Source organism: Rathayibacter sp. AY1C9, assembly GCF_002932315.1.
Taxonomy (GTDB): domain Bacteria; phylum Actinomycetota; class Actinomycetes; order Actinomycetales; family Microbacteriaceae; genus Rathayibacter.
In genome coordinates this window covers 362274-383150 of record NZ_PSVZ01000001.1, presented here as the reverse complement: position 1 = coordinate 383150, position 20877 = coordinate 362274, and the positions used below count along the sequence as shown (strand labels likewise).

Here is a 20877-nt window from a genome sequence, read left to right as displayed (position 1 = left end):
CCCGGTCGCGGATCGTCGGCGCGGTGCTCGGCGCGGCTCATCCGTGATCTCCGTCCGTCGTCGACGCTGACCGCCCGGCCGCTCGGTCGTAGAGGTCCTCGAGGTCGCGGATCCGCTCGGCGAGGTCGAACGAGGCGAGCACGCGCTCCCGCCCGGCCGCGCCCATCCGCGTCGCGCGGTCCGGGTCCCGGAGCAGGGCGGCGAGCGCCCCGGTGAGGCCGGGCACGTCCCCCTCCGGGACGAGCAGCCCGGTGACGCCGTCCTCGACCGCCTCCGGGACGCCGCCGTGGTGGTACGAGACGACGGGGACGCCGGCGAGCGCGGCCTCGAGGAAGACCATGCCGAAGCCCTCGGAGTCGCCTGTCGCCGCGGTCCGCGACGGTGCGCAGAAGACCGCGGCGCCGGCGAGGAGGCGAGCGACCTCGGCGGGGGGCAGGGAGCCGGTGAAGGTCACCCGCAGGCGCAGCCGCGCCGCCTGCTCGACGAGCGCCTCCCGCAGGTGGCCGTCGCCGACGACGGTCAGGGGGACGTCGCGGATCGGTCCGGGGAGGGCGGCGACCGCCTCGAGCAGATCCGGGACGCCCTTCTTGTCGGTGAGGCGTCCGACGAAGACGATTCCCGCGCGCTCCGCAGCCGGTGCGGCCTCGGGGCGGGAGGTCGGGACGCCGATGTAGCCCACTCCGGTGCGCCGCGGGTCCGCGCCCAGGCGCAGGAGCCCGTCGGTGATGAAGCGGGAGACCCCGATCACCGCGTGCGCGGTGCGGAAGACGGCGCGGGCCTCGAGGGCGCGGTGAGCTCGGGCGAGGGGGCGGAGCAGGCGCGGAGCTCCGGTCGCGAGCGGCCAGCTGGTCACGTCGTAGCCGTGCCCCGTCACGACGAGCGGGAGGCGCCTCCTCCGTGCGTACCGCGCGATGAAGACGGCGTCGATGAGGAAGTGCGCGTGGATGAGGGCGGGCCGGTGCTCATCGACGATCGCGTCGAGCCGTCGTGACACTCCGAGCCACCGCAGGAGGAGGGACCGCCGCCCGCGAGGGGTGATCGGATCGTGCAGGACGATGTCCGTGCGGTCGTGGAGGACGCCCGAGCCGGTGCGCTCGAGGCCCACTCCGAGGGCGCGCCAGCGCTCGAGTCCGTGCATCTGATTGCGGACGAACGTCTCGGAGTCCTGCAGCCACGCGCGCTTCCAGACCAGGACCAGCGGCCTCTCGGCGGCGGCGGCGACTCCCGCGTGCTCAGCGGACGGCACGGCGCACCCGGTAGCGGAGGGCCGCGACCACGCTCGGCAGCACCCGCACGGCGTCGCCCAGATAGCGCCGCCAGAGCCTGCCGGGCTCCCGGCTGAGCCGGTGCGCCCACTCGAGGCCGAGGCGCTGCACCACGAGCGGCGCCCGCGGGATCTCGCCGGCGAGGAAGTCCACGGCGGCGCCGACGCCGAGGCACACCGCTCCCGTGCCGCCGACGGCGAGCAGGCGCTCGCGGACCTCCTCCTGCTTCGGGGAGCCGAGGCAGAGCGCGACGATGCGGACGTCGGCCGCGCGCAGGGTCGAGGAGAGGCGGGCGAGGTAGGCGTCGTCCGCGAGCTCGGCCGGCTCCGGCGAGACGACGACCGGCACCTGCAGCCCGGCGAAGCGCTGCTGCAGCTCGGCGGCTGCGCGATCGCCGACTCCGGGGCGTCCGCCGATGAGAGCGACCGGCGCGCCCTCGAGCGCCGCGCGACGGCAGACCTCGGTGAAGAGGTCGATGCCCGTCACGCGGCTCGCCGTGCGGTGACCGTACGAGCGGGCCAGCCAGACCAGAGGCGCCCCGTCGAGCACCACGAGGGACGCCCGGCCGTAGTACCGCCGGAACTCGCCGGAGTGCTTCCAGCGCACGAAGTGGTCGGTGTTCGGCGTGACGACCAGCTCGTCGCGGCCGCTCCGGGACAGCTCGAGCACGGCCTCCGCCGCCTCGTCGAGCGTGGTGATGCTGGCCGGCATCCGCTCGATGCGGCCGGTGATGTAGGAGGTCATGCCGGTGCTCCTCGGGGGTCGGTGCGGGAGGGAGGGAACGGAGCGGAGGTGCGGAAGGGGCCGGTCGCGGCCGCCTGCACGGGGACCGTCACGTCGTGCACCGGGTGCTCCTCCGATCGGAGAGCCGGCGGCGGGTGTCGTGCACGGCGTAGAGGATCCGGCTGAGCGCCGTGAAGGCGGCGGGGACGTGCTTGAGCACCAGCCCCAGGACGAGCAGCCGCGGCGACCGCGCGGAGCGGAGCACGCGGACGTCGCGCAGCGCCTCGGACCCGAGCCGGACGCCGGTCTCGACGAGCGCCGCGTCGGAGTTCTGGCGGATCGGGGTGAGCGCGACGGGGACGGCGTAGAACCAGGTCGTGAACCAGTCCGACAGCGGGCGCGGCACCTCCTCGAACGTACGGGCGAGCGCCGCGCGCATCTCCTCGGCGCAGACCAGGAGGTTCCGGAGGTCCGGGTCGCGCCGACGGGTGATCGAGGACGCCGTGTGGACGTAGGAGTAGAGGATCTCCGGCACGAAGAGCACCCGTTCCGACGCCTGGACCGCCCGCAGCACGCCGACGAAGTCGGACTGGGAGCTCAAGCGCGGGAAGAGCTCCTCCTGCAGGACGGCGCGGCGGAAGAGCTTGTTCCAGAGGAAGCCGTGCAGGCGTCCGGACGCCATCCGCTCGAGAGCGAGTTCGGACGAGACCAGTTCGCGCCGGTCGAGGCCGTCGATCACACGTCCGGAGGTCGACTGCCGGGTGCGGTAGAGCGCCCGGCAGACGACGACGTCGGCCGCCGTCCGCTCGGCCTCGGCGGTGAGGGTCCGGAGGATCTCCGTGTCCCACTCGTCGTCGACGTCCACGAACCAGACGAACTCGGAGTCGATGCCGTCGAGGGCGCGGTTCCGGGCGGCAGCGACGCCGCCGTTCTGCTCGAGGAGCAGGACCCGGGCGTCCTCGCGTCCCTCGGCCCACTTCTCGAGCACCTCCGCCGTGCCGTCCGAGGACGCGTCGTCGACGAGGACGACCCGCATCCCCGGTCCGAGAGTGAGTGCGAGCCGCGCGAGGAAGCCGTCGAGCCGGGCGATCGCGTTGTAGCAGGGAGCCACGACGGTCACCGAGTGCACGCGCCCGCTCACCGTCGGCCCCCGAGCTCGCGGTAGGCGGCGACGACGGGGCCGAAGACGGCGTCGGGCGAGGCGGCCTCGTCCACCCACGCCTTCGCGCGGTCGGCCTGCATCAGGAGCCCCTCGGGTCGCTCCAGAGCGGCGGCGAGGAGCTCGGCGATCCGCTCCCCGTCGGCGTCGGCGGGGAGCAGGAGGCCCCGACCGTCGGCGAGCAGCTCACCCACACCGCCGACGTCGGTCGCCACGACCGGGCGACGGCGGGCCATCGCCTCCAGCATCACGAGCGGAGTCCCCTCCCACCGCGAGGTCGACAGGAGGAGATGCGCCGCGTCCAGCGCTCCGGTCACGTCCGCCGACGGACCGGCGAAGTCGACCACTCCGGCTCCCCGGGCGCGCTCGCGCAGCACCGGCAGCATCGGACCGTCGCCGAGCCAGGTGCCGGTGACGGGCCGGACCCGGGCGAGGGCCTCGACGGCCGCGAGGAAGCGGATCGGGTCCTTCTGCTCCGCGAGCCGCCCGATGCCGAGGACGCGGACGACCGGCTCGGCGAGTTCCTGCGCGCTCGCGGGCTCCGCGGTGACGTTCGCCGGGGCGTTGCCGGTGACCACGACGCGATCCTGCGGGCGGCCGTAGTCCTCGACGACCATCCGCCCCACGGAGGCGGAGACGGCGAACACCCGCCGGGAGCGGAAGGAGAGCGCTCGCCTGTCGATCCCGGGCAGCTCGGTGTGCGCGTGCTCGACCACGGGGACACCGAGCGCGGCGCCGACGAGGAGGGCCAGCAGAGCCTCGCGGCGATGGTGGGCGTGCAGGACGTGCGGGCGGAACCGGCGGACGGCGAGAGCGACGCCGCGGAGATCGGCCGCGAAGCCCTGTCTCGGTCTCGGCACCACGAAGACGGGCGACTCCTGCGCGGCGCGGTCGCTGAGCGGCCCGGGACGCCCCCAGTAGGCGGTCTCGCAGCCGTGCTCGCGGCTCCACACGCCCAGGGAGAGGGCCACACGCTGCGCTCCGCCGTCCTCGAAGGAGTCGAGGACGTGCAGGATCCGCAGGGATCGGGAACGGGCGGCCCTCATGAGAGCGCCCCGTCGGGAACCGCGCCCGGGAAGCGGACGTCGAGTTCGGCCAGGACGGCGTCGACGTCGCGGCCCATCGTCCCGGGATCGACGTCGTAGTGATCGGCGAGGAGGTCGACGACCTCGTCCCGGCGCCGGCGCTGCCGGATCACGGCCTCGAAGACCGAGGCGGCGCTCAGCGAGAGCACGATCGGGGGCACCGACGGGCGGGACAGGTCGAGCACGTAGACCTGACGGTCCGTGCGCTCGACGGCGAAGCGCTGGGCCGGCGGCGCGCTGCCACCCTGCGCCTCGGCGGAGGCCTCCACCGGATGCACGGCGCTCGCCGCGGGATCGGACGAGGCCGGGAGGTCGCTCACCGGCGCCGTGGTCGCCGCGATCGCCTCGAACGAGGACGCCGGGCCCTGCTCCTCGCTGCGGCCGCTCAGCGCCACCCTGGCGAAACCGGTGAGGGCGGAGGGGAGGCCTCGGAGCGCCCGCAGGGTCCGCTCCCCCCGGAGCCGGAGCCGACGTCGGACCGTCGTCGCCTCGGGATGGCTCGCCTCGAGATCCGCGCGGGTGGGGAAGGCGGCTCTCAGCAGCAGGCCTCCCTTCAGGCGCCAGGGAGCGGACGCCACGGCGTGCAGCCAGTTGAAGGTGTGCCGGTCGGAGCTGCGGCGCACGTCCCAGAGAATCTGGGCCTGCCGGTAGCGCTCCTCGGGCGCGGCGGGGACTCCCCAGGAGGTGAGGAGCTCCGTCATCGGCGTCTGCGCGCCGAGCTCGACGGCCGCGTCGCGGATCGCCTCGCGCTCCTCGCTCGGAAGGCCGGCGGCGTGCGCCTTCAGAACCGCCAGCGCCGTGGTCGCCGAGGCGGAGCGCGCGCTGCGCAGCTGGTGCAGGGCGTGCAGCACGAGGTGGTGCGCGCGCCCGGGGATCCGCAGGGTCTCGTCGCTCAGCGGCAGATCCTCGGCGGCCGCCCAGAGGCGGTCGAAGACGATCCGCTCCTCCTCGAAGGCACCCGGGAAGGAGCGGTGGACGTCGACGTCGCACGGCCACGAGGGGTGGACGAGCGTGATCGAGTGGTCGACGAAGAGCGTCCAGCTGAGAGCCTCGGCGCGGCGGCGCCAGCCCATCGAGGCGAGCAGCCCGAGAGCCTCGTCGAAGCGCTCGGGGTCGACCCAGAGGTCGACGTCGGCCGACGTCATCGGCGCGCGGATCCCCTGGCGGTGCAGACCCTCGCCCTTCACCACGAGGTTGCGGACGCCGTGCGTCCGCAGGGTGTACTGCACCAGCACGGCGGCCAGGCGCAGGGCGACGGCGTTCGGCAGCATCGCGTCGGCGGAGGCGCCGACAGCAGGAACCGGTTCAGGCGACACGGACGCGTCCCTCCGCGAGGGCGAGGATCTCCTCGGCCGCGACGGACCACGGGCGCTCCCGCGCGAGCTCGGCGGCCCCCCGGGAGAGAGCCGTCCACTCGCGCCGGAGCCGATGGAGGGCGTCCTCGTAGTCCTCGCGCGTCGCGTCGTCGGAGAGGACCACGCCCGCCCCCGCCGCGCAGAGATCGGCCAGGACGCTCGACTCGATCGCGAGGACCGGCAGCCCGCTCGCCAGCGCGTCGAGTCCGGCGGCCGCGCCGGTCGTCGTCGGCGTCAGGTGGGCGTACACGTGGGAGTGGCGGAGCACCTCGACGACGCCGTCGCGGTCCTGCTCGCCGACGGAGCGCAGCCCCGACGCGAGGTCGTCGGCGATGCCGCCGCCGTCGTCGATCACGGTGACGTACTCGGTGCCGTCCAGCCGGGCGAGGAGATCGAGCCGCTCGGTGCCCCGGTCGAGACCGGAGGCTCCCACGGCGGCGAAGCGGAGGGGCCCGTCGGGGGCGGACGGCGTCGGGAACGACGCGTCGGGCAGGCCCAGGGGCACGACCGTTCCCGCGAGGGCTGACGCGAGCCGCTCCGTCGGGGTGACGACGACAGCACCGCGGCGCTCCTCCTCGAACCGGAGGCGCGGGAGTGCCGGGAGGTCGTCGGCCAGGAGGACGGTCGTCGGAGCGAGCCCGGCGAGCTCCACGGCCGTCCCCGGGAGAGCCACCACGAGGTCGGGCCGCTCCGGGGCGAGCAGTCGGCGGGCCCGGCGCGTGACGACGGCGAGCCCGACGGACCCGGCGCCCCTCCGGCGGGCGGGCTCGAGGAAGCGGGCGAGCACGCTGGGGCGGAGCTCCGCCCCGCTGAACCCCTCCGGGTCACCGGTCACCACGACCACGCGGTGCCCCTGGCGGCGCCAGGCGCGCTCGAGCGGAGCCGCGTGCCAGGCGTCGAGGGCGACGATCCCGATGGTCAGCACGGGCGGACTCCCCCCGTCAGGGGGGATCGGCGGCAGGGACCGGGAGACGGGAGGAGCGCGGAATCCCGCTGGTCGATGACCTCGTGCACAGGGCGGTACCTCTCTCCGTCGCGGCAGGCGGAGCCGCGGACGTCGGAGAAGTTATCCCCGTGCCCGGCGGCCTCCGAGTGGGAGGCGCGATACGGAGGCGGGGGCGGCGTGCGCGCCGCTCACGGAGTCGGATCGCGTCGGCAGCGGTCGCTCGACCGTCAGTCCCCGCCACGGGTTCCGCGCCCGCCGCACCGGCATGCGGAGGCACCGCGGCGCCGCCGATAGAGTCGGCTCCGTGACCCTCTCCCCGCAGATCTTCACGCTCCCCTCGGCGGTGCAGCGGACCCCCGCCGCAGCTCCTCACCCGGGGCTGCTCCGATGAGGGGCATCGTCCTCGCGGGTGGTTCGGGGTCGCGGTTGTGGCCGATCACCAAGGGCATCTCGAAGCAGCTGATGCCGATCTACGACAAGCCGATGATCTACTACCCGCTGTCGACGCTGATGATGGCCGGGATCGACGAGGTCCTCGTGATCACGACCCCCGAGTACAACGACCAGTTCCGCGCCCTGCTGGGCGACGGGTCGAGCCTGGGCATGCGGATCGAGTACGCCGTGCAGCCCTCCCCCGACGGGCTCGCGCAGGCGTTCCTGATCGGCGAGGAGTTCATCGGCGACGAGTCGGTCGCCCTGGTCCTGGGCGACAACATCTTCCACGGCACCGCCCTGGGCACCGCCCTCGCGGCGAACACCACGATCGAGGGCGCCGTCATCTTCGCCTACCAGGTCGCCGACCCGCGCGCCTACGGGGTCGTCGAGTTCGACGAGAACTTCCGAGCCGTCTCCATCGAGGAGAAGCCCGAGCAGCCGCGCAGCAACTACGCCGTGCCCGGCCTCTACTTCTACGACAACGACGTCGTGGCGATCGCGAAGACGATCACGCCCTCGGCCCGCGGCGAGCTCGAGATCTCGACGATCAACGAGCGCTACCTCGAGGCGGGGCGGCTGAACGTCGAGGTCCTCGACCGGGGAACGGCCTGGCTCGACACCGGGACCTTCGATTCCATGATCGAGGCGACGGAGTTCGTGCGCGTGATCGAGCAGAGGCAGGGGTTCAAGATCGGCTGCATCGAGGAGATCGCCTGGCGCAACTCCTGGATCGACGACGCCCGCCTCGCCGAGCTCGCCGCACCGCTGGTCAAGAGCGGATACGGCGCCTACCTCCACCGCCTGCTCAGCCTCGAAGGCGTGAACGCGGGCCGCTGAGCCCGGCCTCCCCCGACCTTCCCGACCTCCAGGAGAACCCGTGCGGATCCTCGTCACCGGCGGTGCCGGCTTCATCGGCAGCAACTTCGTCCACCTGACCCTGCGCGAGCGTCCCGACGCGCGGATCACCGTGCTCGACAAGCTCACCTACGCGGGCAGCCGCGACTCCCTCGCCCCCGTCGCCGACCGAGTGCGGCTGGTCGAGGGCGACGTCGCCGACGCCGAGCTGGTGGACCGGCTGGTCGCCGACGCGGATCTGGCGGTCCATTTCGCCGCGGAGTCGCACAACGACAACTCCCTGCACGACCCGACGCCCTTCCTCGCGACGAACGTCATCGGCACCTTCGCGCTCCTGCAGGCGGTGCGCGCGCACGACGTGCGGTACCACCACATCTCGACGGACGAGGTGTACGGCGACCTCGAGCTCGAGGACCCCGCGCGCTTCACCGAGCACACCCCGTACAACCCCTCCAGCCCGTACTCCTCGACCAAGGCCGCCAGCGACCTCCTCGTGCGCGCCTGGGTGCGCTCCTTCGGCGTGCGCGCCACGATCTCCAACTGCTCCAACAACTACGGCCCCTACCAGCACGTCGAGAAGTTCATCCCCCGCCAGATCACCAACGCCATCGACGGCATCCGCCCCAAGCTCTACGGCACCGGCGCCAACGTCCGAGACTGGATCCACGTCGACGACCACAACACCGGCGTCTGGGCCATCATCGACCGCGGCGAGATCGGCGAGACCTACCTCATCGGCGCCGACGGCGAGAAGAGCAACCTCGACGTCGTCACCCGCATCCTCGCCGCCTTCGGACAACCCGAGGACGCCTTCGACCACGTCACCGACCGCGCCGGACACGACCTCCGCTACGCCATCGACTCCACCCGCCTGCGCACCGAACTCGACTGGCGCCCCCGCTATACCGACTTCGACGCCGGACTCGCCGCCACCATCGACTGGTACCGCGCCAACGAGGACTGGTGGCGCCCCGCGAAGGCCGCCACCGAGGAGAAGTACTCCGCTCAGGCCTGAGGCGGCCCGCCGGCGGGGATCAGTGCGGACCGACTCCGGTCGACACCCGGCCGGAGAGCCGCGGAGAGTCGCACGGGCCGGGCGTCCGCTTCGCGCTGGACCGACCGGACAGGACGATGCGGAGCAGCTGCAGTGGCTCGAGGAGGTAGCGGGCCGCGAGCCGGCGCGGGTCGCGCGCCAGGCGGAACAGCCACTCCACGCCCAGGGCGCCCATCCACCGCGGGGCGAGCGCCTGCGTGCCGGCGATGTAGTCGAGGCAGCCCCCCACGTTCGCGAACGCCGCCCGCGGGGCGAGGTCCCGGTTCTCCAGGATCCAGCGCTCCTGGCGGGGCATGCCCATCCCGACCAGGACGAGATCGGCACGGGCGAGCGACTCGGCGAGCGGCCGCTCCTCGCCGATGCCGTGCCACTGCTGGTCGAATCCGTCGTACGCGAGCCAGGTCATCCGGGACGTGCGGGCGGCGACCGCCTCCGCCGCTTTGGCCGAGGACTCCGGCGTGCCGCCCACGGCGACCACCACCAGAGGCTCGTCGTTCTCGATCAGCGGGAACAGCCAGTCGGTGCTGTGTAGAAGGCTTCGCCGACGTCCGTCCAGGAGCCCGCGCCGCCCGCGGTGAGAGAGAGGCTCTGATCGCTGGGCCAGCCGACCTCCCCGACCGAGCAGTGCACCCCGTACCGCCGGCACCACTGCCCGAAGGTCGTCACCGCCGCCACGAAGACCTGCTCGTCGGTGCCGCCCTGCTTGTCCGAGCGCAGGGTCGTGCCCGTGCAGCCGGGGTAGAAGTGCTGCGAGTACACGATCCGGTCCAGCGGGTCCTGGATCCACGGCCCGTCGGGTGCGATCGCAGCGACCGTGCCCGTCGTCACCTCCCGCATCCCCTCGACCCAGATCGTGTGCCGATCGCCGGTCCCCCGGACGGCCGACACCACGGCCTCCGTGTAGGCCTTGTAGGTCTCGACGGGGACCAGCGACCGCTTCACCTCGTTGAAGAGGTCGTAGGCGGCGATGCGTCCGTCGTCCTGGAACTCCGCCGCGAGCAGGGTCCAGACCCGCTGCGCCTGGGATACCGAGAGCCCGGATCCGAACCAGACGGTCCCCTCGGGCAGATCGCCCTGGCTCGCCGGATAGGTGCCGTTGTTGTGCAGGTCGAGCACGGCCCGCATGCCGGCGGCGCCGATGGCGGCGATCTCGGTCCGGAGCAGCGCGACCGCCGCCGGATCGAGCCCCTTCGCCAGAGCGTCGTCGGTGCTCTCCCCGTCGGCCTGCGGCTGCAGGAGCGACCAGGGCACCGCGAGCCGGACCAGGGTGAGCCCGCGGTCCGCCAGGAACTCGTAGCTCTCGGCCGGATTCCCGGCGGTGCAGTCGACTCCGACGTCGACGCGCGACTGCAGGTCGAACACGTTCACGCCGCGGAGGTAGGACCGGCCGCCCAGGTAGTCGTCGACCGAGCCGATGGCAGGCGCGGGCGACGCGGAAACGGACGACGGCGCGCAGGCCACGGGAGCAGTTCCGTCGCTCCGCTCGAGGAGCCGCACGGCGACTACGACGAGGGCCGCGACCACCACGACGGCCAGGAAGATCAGCAGCGGGCGGCGGAGCCCATGGCGCGGCCGATCGCGTGCGGCGGCGATGCGAGCCTCCCGAGCCTGCCTGCCCGGTGCGGCCACCGGATCGCCGCTGAGGCTAGCAGAGCTCCGCGACGCCTCAGCGCACCGCCACCGTCGCGCGGTCGCGGCCGGTGAGGTCGCGCTGCGTGGTCGCTCCGCGCCAGCCGTCGGCAGTGAGCAGGGCGCGGATATCGGCGCCCTGCAGCTCGCCGTGCTCCATCACCAGCACTCCCCCGGGGCGGAGCAGGCGGAGGGCGGTCGCCGAGAGCGAGCGGACGACGTCCAGGCCGTCCTCGCCGCCGTAGAGCGCCGAGGGCGGGTCGAACAGGCGCACCTCCGGGTCGCGCGGGACGGCGGCGGCCGGGATGTAGGGCGGGTTGGAGACGACGACGGAGACGGTGCCGTCCAGCTCGGGAAGTGCCCGGGCGAGGTCGTCGAAGACGATGCGGGCGTTCTCGAGCCCGAGCCGCTCGCGGTTGCCGCGGGCCCAGATGAACGCCTCGGGAGCGTTCTCCACGCCGATCACGCGCGCGTGCGGCACCTCGTGCGCAAGCGCGAGCGCCAGGGCTCCGCTGCCCGTGCCGAGGTCGACGGCGATCGGCTCCGGATCGACGACCGCGCGGAGCGCGTCGATCGCGATCTGCGCGACGCCCTCGGTCTCGGGTCGCGGGACGAACACGCCGGGTCCGACCGCGAGCTCGAGCGAGCGGAACGGCGCGATCCCGGTGATGTGCTGCAGCGGCTCGCGAGCCGACCGGCGCTCGATCGCGCTCGCGAACGCCGCGGCGTGCTCGTCGTCGACGCTCAACCCCGTGATGAGGCGCGCCTGCAGCCGGCCGCGGCCGAGCCCGAGCAGGTGCCCGAGAAGAAGCTCCGCATCGACGTCCGGTGTGGGGACGCGGGCGGCGGCGAGGCGGGCGACCGCGTCCGCGAGGAGGGTGCGCGCGTCGACGCCGGTGGTCACGAGGGTCACGCGTCCTCGGAGCCGATGTCGGCCAGGCGGGCCTCCTCGTCGGCCTGGATGGCGCTCTCCACCACCGGGTCGAGCGCGCCGTTCATCACTCCGTCGAGGTTGTACGCCTTGTAGCCGGTGCGGTGGTCGGCGATGCGGTTCTCGGGGAAGTTGTAGGTCCGGATGCGCTCGGAGCGGTCCATCGTGCGGATCTGCGTCTTGCGCGCGTCCGAGGCCGCCGCGGCGATCTCCTCCTGCTGGCGGGCCAGGATGCGGGCGCGCAGCACGCGCATGCCCGCTTCACGGTTCTGCAGCTGGCTCTTCTCGTTCTGCATCGACACGACGATGCCGGTCGGGAGGTGGGTGATCCGCACGGCGGAGTCGGTCGTGTTGACGGACTGCCCGCCGGGACCGGAGGAGCGGTAGACGTCGATCTTCAGGTCGTTCTGGTTGATCGCGACCTCCTCGGGCGCGTCCACCTCGGGGAACACGAGCACGCCCGTGGTCGAGGTGTGGATCCGCCCCTGCGACTCGGTCACGGGGACGCGCTGCACCCGGTGCACGCCGCCCTCGTACTTGAGGTGCGCCCACACGCCCTGCGAGGGATCGGTGGCGTTGCTCTTGATCGCGACCTGCACGTTCTTGTAGCCGCCGAGGTCGGACTCGTCGCGGTCCAGGATCTCCGTCTTCCAGCCCTTCGCCTCGGCGTAGTGGAGGTACATCCGGAGGAGGTCGGCTGCGAACAGCGCGCTCTCGGCTCCGCCCTCGCCGCCCTTGATCTCCATGATGACGTCGCGGCCGTCGTCGGGGTCGCGCGGGATGAGCAGGCGCCGCAGCTTCTCCTGCGCCACCCGCAGCGACTCCTCCAGCTCGGGGACCTCCTCCGCGAAGGCCTCGTCCTCGCGGGCGAGCTCGCGCGCGGCCTCGAGGTCCTCGCCGGCCTGGATCCAGGCGGAGTGGGCCGACTTGATCTGGCTCAGCTCCGCGTAGCGCCGGTTGACCTTCTTGGCGCGGGCGGCATCGGCGTGGAGGGCCGGGTCGGAGAGCTGCGTCTGCAGGTCCTCGTGCTCGGCGAGGAGGACGCTGACGGATTCGAACATGGGGTCCTGGCTTCCGGAGGTGGTCGGGGTCGGGCTCATCGCCCGGGGACGCGAAAACGCCCGCGGCCGCCCCCGGTGACAGGGGCGACCGCGGACGTCGGGGCGCTAGTGGTGGCCGTTGCCGTGGCCGGCGGTGGCCGGGCCGACGGCCGACTTCGAGACCTGCATGAGGAACTCGACGTTGGACGAGGTCTCCTTCAGGCGCGACAGGATGATCTCCAGCGCCTGCTGCTGGTCGAGCCCGGCGAGGGCGCGGCGCAGCTTCCAGGTGATCTTGACCTCGTCGGCGCTGAGCAGCATCTCCTCGCGGCGCGTGCCGGAGGCGTTCACGTCGACGGCGGGGAAGATCCTCTTGTCGGCGAGGTGACGGGAGAGGCGGAGCTCCATGTTGCCGGTGCCCTTGAACTCCTCGAAGATCACCTCGTCCATCTTCGAGCCGGTCTCGATGAGCGCCGTCGCGAGGATGGTGAGCGAGCCGCCGTTCTCGATGTTGCGCGCCGCTCCGAAGAACTTCTTCGGCGGGTACAGCGCCGAGGCGTCCACGCCGCCCGAGAGCACGCGGCCCGAGGGAGGAGCGGTCACGTTGTAGGCGCGGCCGAGACGGGTGATGGAGTCGAGCAGCACGACCACGTCGTGGCCCAGCTCGACCAGGCGCTTCGCGCGCTCGATCGCGAGCTCGGCGACGGTCGTGTGGTCCTCGGCCGGGCGGTCGAAGGTGGAGGCGACGACCTCGCCGCGCACGGTGCGCTGCATGTCGGTGACCTCCTCCGGACGCTCGTCGACCAGGACGACCATCAGGTGGACCTCGGGGTTGTTCTGCACGATCGCGTTGGCGATCTGCTGCAGGACGATGGTCTTGCCGGCCTTGGGCGGCGCGACGATCAGGCCGCGCTGTCCCTTGCCGATCGGGGCGACCAGGTCGATGATCCGCTGGGTCAGCTTGCCGGGCTCCGTCTCGAGGCGCAGGCGCTCGGTCGGGTAGAGCGGCGTGAGCTTCTGGAACTCGACGCGCGCAGCGGCCTCCTCGACGGTCTGGCCGTTGATCGAGTCGACGCGGACGATCGCGTTGTACTTCTGGCGGCCGCCGCCCTCGCCCTCGCGGGGCTGGCGGATGGCGCCGACGACCGCGTCGCCCTTGCGCAGGTTGTACTTCTTGACCTGGCCGAGGGAGACGTAGACGTCGCTGACGCCGGGCAGGTACCCGGTGGTGCGCACGAAGGCGTAGTTGTCGAGGACGTCGAGGATGCCGGCGACCGGGATGAGGACGTCGTCCTCGCCGATCTCGGGCTCGAAGTCGTCGCCGATCGCTCCGCCGCGGCGCTTGCGGTCGCGGTAGCGGCTGCGGCGGCCGTCCTCGCCCTCGGCCTGCTGGCCGTTCTGGGGCTGTCCGGAGCCGTTCTGCTGAGGAGCCTGCTGGCCCTCGGACTGCGCGGCGCGCGCGCCCTGACCGTTCTGCGGCTGGGACTGCGAGGCGGGGCTCTGCTGAGCGTCGTTCTGGCGGTCGTCCCCGCGGTTGCGGTTCCGGTTGCGGCGGTTGCGACCGCGGCCGGTGCCCTGCTGGTCGCCGTTCTGCTGCTGGTCGCCGCCCTGCTGCTCCTGCTGGTCGCCGGAGTCGGAGGAGTCGGCGTCGTTCTCGGCGGGCGCCTGCTCGGCCTGCTCGCTCTGCTCGGAGGCGCCCCCGCGGCTGCGGCGGCGTCCGCGGCGCTCGCGCTGGCCGCCCTCGCGGGAGGAGTCGTCCGACTCCGGCCCGTTGGGCAGCTCGATGTCGATGACGGGCTTCGCAGCCTGGTCGGCGTCGCGGTCCTGCTCGATGACGGGGAGGTCGGGGATCAGCGACTCGACGCCGGTCCCGCCGGGGATGTTGAGGTGCTCGCCGGCGGCGACGGTGCCGCTGGAGGCGCGGCGCGAGCTGCGTCGGCGGGGCGCGCGCTCGGCGGGCTCGGCGACCGGCTCGGCCGCCGCGGGGAGCTCGAGCTCGACGGGGGCCGACTCGGCGGCCGTCGCGGAGGGCTCGTCGACGGTGGGCGCGGCCTGCTCGAGGACGTCGGCCGTGTCGGCCTCGGTGCTCTCGACGGGCGTCGGCAGCTCCGCCGGCGCCTCGGGCTGCGGAGCGGACTGCTCGGCCACATCGGCCGGCTCGGCCTCGACGCCGGTTGCGTCGACGTCCGGGGCGACCGCTGCGTCGTCCGGACCGACCGCGTCTGCGATCGCGGCGGGCGCGTCCTCGGCGGAGGCGGCGCGCAGGTCCGAGATGGCCTGGACCAGCTCGCCCTTGCGGAGCTTGGAGGCGCCGCCGAGGCCGAGCCGCGTCGCGAGAGCCTGGAGCTCGGCGACGCGCAGACCGGAGAGGTCGGCGGTGAGGTCCACGGTCGAGCCGTGGGTGTTGACGTCTGTCACTGGAGAGGGTTCCTTCCCCCCGGGAACGAGTGCTCACCGGGAGAGCTCATCGACCGTGCGGTGCCATCGCGTGTTCTGATCCACGCGATGCTCTCGGCCGCCGGGACCGACTGCCGCAGAGAGCGAGGAGAGGGCCCGGAGACCAGGCGCCGGTCTGCAAGAGGAGCAGGGGCGCCCTTCACACGATGTGATGGCCGTGGTTGTCGGGACGATCCGTCGGACAGATTCCGCTCGTTACGCGGTTCCTCGGGATGCGGTCCCCACTGTAGCACCCTTGAAGTCGACGGCCAGCATGTGCGCGCGCCACGGCGTGGGGGCCTCCCGCTCCACCAGATCCGCGGCGGCGAGGCGCTGGGCGGGGTCGCTGCAGAGCACCAGGACGCTCGGTCCGGCACCCGAGACGACGGCCGCGTAGCCGTTCGAGCGCAGCAGCGCGATCAGCGCTGAGGTCTCGGGCATGGCGGCCGCGCGGTAGTTCTGGTGCAGCTTGTCCTCGGTCGCCGCGAACAGCAGCTCCGGGCTCTGGATGAGGGCGGCGATCAGGAGCGAGGAGCGCGAGACGTTGAACACCGCGTCCTCGTGCGGCACGCTCTGCGGCTGCAGCGAGCGTGCCAGCCGCGTCGACATGGTGTGCTCGGGCACGAAGACGACCGGGGACACGCCGCGGTGGACCATGAGCTTCTTGGAGCGCGGTCGCAGCGGCGAGTCGTCGGCGCCGGAGGCGTGCGGCTCGACCCAGGCGATCGTGAGGCCGCCGAACAGTGCGGGCGCCACGTTGTCGGGGTGCCCCTCCATCTCGGTGGCGATGCGGAGGAGGTCGTCCGAGTCGAGCTCGACGACGCCCTCGAGCAGGCCCTTCGCGGCCATGATGCCGGAGACGATCGCGGCGCCGGACGAGCCCATCCCGCGGCCGTGCGGGATGATGTTGCGCGCGATCACCTCGATGCCGGGCATCTCCTGCCGCTGGTCGGCGAACGTGTACGCGATGGCCTGCACGACGAGGTTCGTCTCGTCGGTCGCCACCTCGCCCTCGCCGACTCCGTGCACGGTGACCCGCGCACCCGTGGCCGCGACGGCCGTCACGTCGAGCTCGTCGTAGAACGAGAGCGCCAGGCCGAGCGTGTCGAAGCCGGGGCCCAGGTTCGCCGAGGTGGCGGGGACCTTGACGTGGACGGTGCGGCCGACGGGAACCGCCGAGGTCATGCGCCGGCCAGCCCCAGCACGTCCGCGATCGCGGCGGTGTCGACCGGGACGACGGTCGGCGTGATGTCCGCGCCGTCGGCCGTGCGGAGCGCCCACTGCGGGTCCTTGAGCCCGTGGCCGGTGACCGTCAGGACGACGGTCGCGTCCTTAGGGATCGCTCCGGCCTCGGCGCGCTCGAGGAGCCCCGCGACGCTGATCGCCGACGCCGGCTCGACGAAGACGCCGACCTCGCCCGCGAGGATGCGGTACGCCTCGAGGATCTTCTCGTCGCTGATCGCGCCGAAGTAGCCGTCGCTGACGGTGCGCGCGTTCAGGGCGAGCTCCCACGAGGCCGGGTTGCCGATCCGGATCGCGCTGGCGATCGTCTCGGGGTGGCGGACCGGGGCGCCGTGCACGATCGGAGCGGAGCCCTCGGCCTGGAAGCCGAACATGCGCGGGAGGCGGGTCGACTCGCCGCGCTCCAGCTCCTCCGAGTAGCCGCGGAAGTAGGCGGTGTAGTTGCCCGCGTTGCCGACCGGGACGATGTGGAAGTCCGGCGCGTCGCCCAGCACCTCGACGACCTCGAAGGCCGCGGTCTTCTGGCCGGCGATGCGGTCCGGGTTCACCGAGTTGACCAGGTGGACCGGGTAGTTCTTCGCGAGGTCGCGGGCGATGTCGAGGCAGTCGTCGAAGTTGCCCTGCACCTGCAGCAGCTGCGCGTTGTGCGCGATCGCCTGGCTGAGCTTGCCCAGGGCGATCTTGCCCTCCGGCACCAGGACGGCCGCGGTGATGCCGGCGTGCGTCGCGTAGGCGGCGGCCGACGCGGAGGTGTTGCCGGTCGAGGCGCAGATGACGGCCTTCGCGCCGTGCTCGACGGCCTTCGAGATCGCCATGGTCATGCCGCGGTCCTTGAAGGAGCCGGTCGGGTTCATGCCCTCGTACTTGACCCACACCTTCGCGCCCGTGCGCGCCGAGAGGGCCGCTGCGGGGATGAGCGGCGTGCCGCCCTCGCCGAGAGTGATGACCGGGGTCGCCTCGGTGACATCGAGGCGGTCCGCGTACTCGTGCAGGACTCCGCGCCACTGCTTGGCCATCTCAGGCTCCTTCAACTCGTAGAACGGACGTCACGGCGCCGACGAAACCATGCGAATGGAGGGCGGTGACGGTGGCCGCCAGATCGGATTCCGCCGCGGCGTGCGTGCCGATGACCAGGGTAGCGGTCGGCTCGCGCCGCTCCGCACCGCCCTGCTCCTCCAGCGGGTCGGCACTGGGCGGGGTCTGCACCAGGGTCTCGACCGAGACGCCGTGGTCGGCGAAGACGCCCGCGATCTGCGCGAGCACGCCGGGGCGGTCGAGCACCTCGAGGGTGACCTGGTATCGGGTCGTGACGTGTCCGATCGGGAGGACCGCGAGTCCGGAGCTCGCGCTGGTCACCAGGCCGGGGCCGCCGACGACGTGACGGCGGGCGGCCGAGACGACGTCTCCGAGGACGGCGGAGGCCGTCTCGATCCCGCCGGCGCCGGCGCCGTAGAACATCAGGTCGCCGGCCGCCTCCGCCTCGACGAAGACCGCGTTGTTGGCCCCGTGCACGGCCGCGAGCGGGTGGGAGCGGTGCACGAGCGCGGGGTAGACCCGCGCGGACACGCCCTCCACGCCGGTCTTGGCGTCGGTCAGCCGCTCGCAGATCGCGAGCAGCTTGATCACATAGCCGGAGTCGCGGGCCTGGTCGACCTGCGCCTTCGTGATGCCGGTGATCCCCTCGCGGTGCACCAGGGTGACCGGGACGTCGGTGTGGAACGCGAGGCGGGCGAGGATCGCCGCCTTCTGCGCCGCGTCGTAGCCCTCGATGTCGGCGGTCGGATCGGACTCGGCGTAGCCGAGCTCGGTCGCGCGGGCGAGCGCGTCCTCGAGGCTCGCGTGCTCGGTGTCCATCCGGTCGAGGATGTAGTTGGTCGTTCCGTTGACGATGCCGAGGATGCGGTGGACCCGGTCGCCGGCGAGGCTGTCGCGCAGCGGCCGGATGATCGGGATCGCGCCGGCGACGGCCGCCTCGTAGTTGAGCTGGGCGCCCACCTGGTCGGCGGCCTCGAAGAGCTCGTTGCCGTGGGCGGCGAGCAGCGCCTTGTTGGCCGTGATCACGTCCGCGCCCGACGAGATCGCCGTGAGGATGTGGCTGCGGGCGGGCTCGAGCCCGCCGATCAGCTCGACCACGATGTCGGCGCCCAGGATCAGCGACTCGGCGTCGGTGGTGAGCAGGTGCTTCGGGATGTCGGCGGTGCGGGGCGCGTCCACGTCCCTGACGGCCACGCCCACGAGCTCCAGCGGCGCCCCCACGCGCTGGGCGAGCTCGTCGCCGTGGTCGAGCAGGAGGCGCGCCACCTGGGCACCGACGGACCCGGCGCCCAGCAGGGCGACGCGGAGGCTGCGGTACTCGATCATCGGGAGGTGGCCTTTCGTTCGATGCCGGCGTCGCGGCGGAGGAGGTCCTCCTCGGTCTCGCCGCGCACGAGGACGCGCGAGCGCCCGTCGCGGACGGCGACCACCGGGGGGCGCCCGAGGTAGTTGTAGTTGCTGGCGAGCGACCAGCAGTAGGCGCCGGTCGCGGCGACGGCGAGCAGGTCGCCCGGTCGCACGTCCGCGGGCAGGAAGTCGTCGTGGACGACGATGTCGCCCGACTCGCAGTGCTTCCCGGCCACCCGCACGAGGGCGGGCTCGGCCGAGGAGGAGCGGTCGGCGATCCGCGCCGTGTAGTCGGCGCCGTAGAGCGCCGGACGGGCGTTGTCGCTCATGCCGCCGTCGACGCTGACGTAGCGGCGGACCGCGGTCGAGCCCTCGGAGCCGACCGTCACGTCCTTCACGGTGCCCACCTCGTAGAGGGTGACGCCGGCGGGCCCGATCAGCGAGCGGCCGGGCTCGATCGCGATGTGCGGCACCGGGACGCCGCGGGCGGAGCACTGCTCGGCGACCGCGTCCGCGACGGCGGCCGCGATCTCGGCGATCGGGGTCGGGTCGTCGGCACTGGTGTACGCGATGCCGAAGCCGCCGCCGAGGTTGAGCTCCGGCACGGGGCCGTCCGCGAGCAGTGCCGCGTGGACGTCGAGCAGGCGCGACGCCGACTCCGCGAACCCGGCGGAGCCGAAGATCTGGGATCCGATGTGGCAGTGCAGCCCGAGGAACCGCAGGGAGGAGAAGGAGCGGATGCGGGCGACCGCGGCCGGGCAGTCGGCGAGTGCGAGGCCGAACTTCTGGTCCTCGTGCGCCGTGGCGAGGAACTCGTGGGTGTGCGCGTGCACTCCGCTGTTGACCCGGAGGCGCACCGCCTGCACGCGGCCGTGCCGCTCGGCCGCGGCTGCGACGCGCTCGATCTCGACGAGGCTGTCGAGCACGATCGTGCCCGCGCCCACCTCGACGGCCCTGTCGATCTCGCGGAGCGACTTGTTGTTGCCGTGGAGGCCGAAGCGCTCGGGCTCGATCCCGGCGGCGAGGGCCACTGCCATCTCGCCGCCGCTGGAGAGGTCGAGGTTCAGGCCCTCGTCGCGCATCCAGCGGGCGACCTCGGTCGAGAGGAACGCCTTGCCCGCGTAGTAGACCGTGACGCCGGTGCCGATGCGGCCGAGCTCGCGGGCGAAGACCTCGCGCATCTCGACGGCCCGGCGGCGGGCGTCGGCCTCGTCCACCACGTAGAGAGGAGTGCCGTGCTCGCGCACCAGCTCGGCGACGGGCACTCCGGCGATCCGGATCCCGCCGTCCTCGCCGCGCTCGGCGCTGTCCGGCCACACGCCGTCGGCCAGGGCGTTCGGGTCGGCGGGCGTGTGCAGCCACTCAGGCGCGAGCGGATGCCGGGGGGCGCGGGCGCGGGCGTCGACGGTGTCCACGGGTGAGACCTCACAGGAGAGAGTGGGAGCGTCACTGCGGGGCGAGCGGGTCCGGATTGACCCCTGAAGCCAGCGATGTCAGTGTTCGGCCCGCGGAAGACGCCGGCACAGGGCTCCGATCCTACCGGTCCGGGGCGGCGGCGCCGCGCGGGCTCAGGCGCACGTGCCCGGTTCCTGCTCCGCGGGGTCGCTGAGGAACGTCGGAGAGAGCGCGAAGCTCGCGTTCAGCGACTCGTCGGCGACCTCGACTCCGGTCAGCGTCAGTCCGCGCGGCACCGAGTCCGCGATGCACACGGAGGACGGAGCGAGCAGGTCGCCGGAGACGGCGCCGAAGCGGTCGCGGAAGTCGGTCGCCGAGAAGGTCGCACCGGCGGCGGAGACCTCGGCCGGGGTCAGCCGGATGGCGCCGTCCACGGCGGCGAGCTCCATCCCCACGCCCGCGCCGAGCCGGAGGCCCAGCACCTCGACGGAGGCGGTCACGCGCACGAGCGGAGCGTCCAGGGTCACCTCGTCGACGGGAACGGTGCTGCGCTCGGTGACGAGCCGCGAGACCGAGGCCGCGTCGATCGCGACCGTGGTGCTGCCGGACTCGACCGCTCCGACGCCGCTCACCGGCACCCCGATCAGGGTCGCGGCGACGTCGCCGTCGAGCTCGCCGAACGTCACGTCCGAGCTGCGCAGGTCGAGCCGGTCCAGCCGCCCCGAGACGAGCTGCGGGAGCACGGCCCAGCCGGCGACGTCGACGTCCACCGCCCGGTCCGCGGGCAGTGCGAGCGCCTCGCGGAGGCTCGCGGCGGCGCGGTCCGCGACGGCGCGGCGGGCGAGCGAGTCGCCCACCACCGCCGCGACCACGAGCAGCACCAGCACCACGACGACCACCACGGCCGCGCGTCCCCCGCGCCGGCGCCGCGGCGCAGCCCCCGAC

At 73.2% G+C, this 20877-nt stretch carries 18 protein-coding genes; 2 read left to right on the top strand and 16 right to left on the bottom strand.

The genetic code is table 11. The annotated features are described in order from the left end of the window. Positions 1 to 37: 37 nt before the first annotated feature. The 6 genes from C5D09_RS01795 to C5D09_RS01770 all read right to left on the bottom strand — a co-directional run bounded on the left by C5D09_RS01795 (position 38) and on the right by C5D09_RS01770 (position 6512). On the bottom strand, positions 38 to 1246 hold the full coding sequence (locus C5D09_RS01795) for a glycosyltransferase (RefSeq protein WP_104268479.1): 1209 nt from the start codon (positions 1244 to 1246) through the stop codon (positions 38 to 40). Continuing rightward, a complete protein-coding gene (locus tag C5D09_RS01790; protein ID WP_104268478.1) occupies positions 1233 to 2009 on the bottom strand; it encodes a WecB/TagA/CpsF family glycosyltransferase in 777 nt (258 codons plus the stop codon). Before C5D09_RS01790 ends, C5D09_RS01795 begins: the two co-directional genes overlap by 14 nt. Before the next feature lie 88 nt (positions 2010 to 2097). Beyond that, positions 2098 to 3129 carry a glycosyltransferase family 2 protein gene (locus tag C5D09_RS01785; RefSeq protein ID WP_181134995.1) on the bottom strand — a complete coding sequence of 344 codons (1032 nt, stop codon included), beginning with the start codon at positions 3127 to 3129 and terminating at the stop codon, positions 2098 to 2100. Further along, positions 3126 to 4193: a glycosyltransferase family 4 protein gene (locus tag C5D09_RS01780; RefSeq protein WP_104268476.1), complete on the bottom strand. Its 1068-nt coding sequence runs from the start codon at positions 4191 to 4193 to the stop codon at positions 3126 to 3128. Before C5D09_RS01780 ends, C5D09_RS01785 begins: the two co-directional genes overlap by 4 nt. Beyond that, positions 4190 to 5548 (bottom strand): PqqD family peptide modification chaperone, encoded by a 1359-nt coding sequence (locus C5D09_RS01775; RefSeq protein ID WP_146085594.1) that lies wholly within the window; start codon positions 5546 to 5548, stop codon positions 4190 to 4192. The genes C5D09_RS01780 and C5D09_RS01775 overlap by 4 nt, the downstream gene beginning before the upstream one ends. Next, complete coding sequence (locus C5D09_RS01770; RefSeq protein ID WP_104268474.1) at positions 5538 to 6512, bottom strand: hypothetical protein; 975 nt, start codon at positions 6510 to 6512, stop codon at positions 5538 to 5540. The genes C5D09_RS01775 and C5D09_RS01770 overlap by 11 nt, the downstream gene beginning before the upstream one ends. 408 nt (positions 6513 to 6920) lie before the next feature. On the opposite strand from C5D09_RS01770, the gene rfbA reads away from it, so the two are divergent. Together rfbA and rfbB are read left to right on the top strand one after the other, a co-directional pair. After that, entirely contained in the window at positions 6921 to 7805 is an 885-nt protein-coding gene (gene rfbA, locus C5D09_RS01765) for a glucose-1-phosphate thymidylyltransferase RfbA (protein ID WP_104268473.1), read from the top strand. A gap of 40 nt (positions 7806 to 7845) precedes the next feature. Then, positions 7846 to 8838 (top strand): dTDP-glucose 4,6-dehydratase, encoded by a 993-nt coding sequence (gene rfbB / locus C5D09_RS01760; RefSeq protein ID WP_104268472.1) that lies wholly within the window; start codon positions 7846 to 7848, stop codon positions 8836 to 8838. A gap of 19 nt (positions 8839 to 8857) precedes the next feature. Here rfbB and C5D09_RS01755 read toward each other — a convergent pair whose 3' ends face one another. From C5D09_RS01755 to C5D09_RS01710, 10 genes are all read right to left on the bottom strand, one after another. After that, positions 8858 to 9358, bottom strand: coding sequence for a WecB/TagA/CpsF family glycosyltransferase (locus C5D09_RS01755; RefSeq protein ID WP_219813034.1), 501 nt, complete (start codon positions 9356 to 9358; stop codon positions 8858 to 8860). 20 nt (positions 9359 to 9378) lie between these two features. Further along, positions 9379 to 10506, bottom strand: a complete 1128-nt coding sequence (locus C5D09_RS17675; RefSeq protein ID WP_219813033.1) for a glycoside hydrolase family 5 protein — start codon at positions 10504 to 10506, stop codon at positions 9379 to 9381. Between the two features lie 37 nt (positions 10507 to 10543). After that, the gene (gene prmC, locus C5D09_RS01745) at positions 10544 to 11419 is read right to left on the bottom strand and encodes a peptide chain release factor N(5)-glutamine methyltransferase (RefSeq protein ID WP_104268469.1); all 876 of its coding nucleotides are present in this window, start codon (positions 11417 to 11419) and stop codon (positions 10544 to 10546) included. Beyond that, positions 11416 to 12498, bottom strand: a complete 1083-nt coding sequence (gene prfA / locus C5D09_RS01740; RefSeq protein ID WP_104268468.1) for a peptide chain release factor 1 — start codon at positions 12496 to 12498, stop codon at positions 11416 to 11418. The genes prmC and prfA overlap by 4 nt, the downstream gene beginning before the upstream one ends. A gap of 105 nt (positions 12499 to 12603) precedes the next feature. Beyond that, a complete protein-coding gene (gene rho, locus C5D09_RS01735; protein WP_104246597.1) occupies positions 12604 to 14895 on the bottom strand; it encodes a transcription termination factor Rho in 2292 nt (763 codons plus the stop codon). Between the two features lie 234 nt (positions 14896 to 15129). Beyond that, a complete protein-coding gene (gene thrB, locus C5D09_RS01730; RefSeq protein WP_104225562.1) occupies positions 15130 to 16098 on the bottom strand; it encodes a homoserine kinase in 969 nt (322 codons plus the stop codon). Then, a complete protein-coding gene (gene thrC, locus C5D09_RS01725) occupies positions 16095 to 17171 on the bottom strand; it encodes a threonine synthase (RefSeq protein ID WP_104223003.1) in 1077 nt (358 codons plus the stop codon). Before thrC ends, thrB begins: the two co-directional genes overlap by 4 nt. 1 nt (position 17172) lies before the next feature. Beyond that, on the bottom strand, positions 17173 to 18516 hold the full coding sequence (locus C5D09_RS01720) for a homoserine dehydrogenase (protein ID WP_104225561.1): 1344 nt from the start codon (positions 18514 to 18516) through the stop codon (positions 17173 to 17175). Beyond that, positions 18513 to 19952 (bottom strand): diaminopimelate decarboxylase, encoded by a 1440-nt coding sequence (gene lysA / locus C5D09_RS01715; RefSeq protein ID WP_104225560.1) that lies wholly within the window; start codon positions 19950 to 19952, stop codon positions 18513 to 18515. The genes C5D09_RS01720 and lysA overlap by 4 nt, the downstream gene beginning before the upstream one ends. 153 nt (positions 19953 to 20105) lie before the next feature. Next, on the bottom strand, positions 20106 to 20834 hold the full coding sequence (locus tag C5D09_RS01710) for an LmeA family phospholipid-binding protein (protein ID WP_104262485.1): 729 nt from the start codon (positions 20832 to 20834) through the stop codon (positions 20106 to 20108). Positions 20835 to 20877: the final 43 nt, after the last annotated feature.